The organism is Photobacterium sp. R1, from assembly GCF_054600795.1.
In genome coordinates this window covers 1-361 of sequence record NZ_BAAHZP010000226.1, presented here as the reverse complement: position 1 = coordinate 361, position 361 = coordinate 1, and the positions used below count along the sequence as shown (strand labels likewise).

Sequence of the window (361 nt, the reverse complement as noted above, 5' to 3'; positions counted from 1 at the left end):
ACGGCCAGGTTAAAGGTCGCATAATTGGTGGAAATCTCAATACTATGGCAGGTATATGGGGTAGCCAGTATATGCCAGAAATAGAGTCAGGCGATATCCTCCTTATTGAAGATTCTCTGAAAGGTATAGAGACAGTCGAACGTTCTTTTGCCCATTTAATGGCTTGTGGTGTGTTTGAAAAGGTTGGAGCAATTGTATTAGGTAAACATGAACTGTTTAATGACAAAGGGACAGGTCGCACCCCACTGGACGTTTTGCTTGAAGTCTTAAACGGTAAAAATATCCCAATACTTTATGGTTTTGACAGTTGCCATACGCATCCAATGCTGGTTACACCACTGGGAGTACAGGCTGCAATTGA

The 361-nt window shown here is 42.4% G+C and carries 1 protein-coding gene; it reads left to right on the top strand.

All coding sequences use genetic code 11. The annotated features are described in order from the left end of the window. The coding region (locus ACYP03_RS24780) for a S66 peptidase family protein (RefSeq protein WP_459782494.1) at positions 1-361 on the top strand (361 nt) is incomplete at both ends.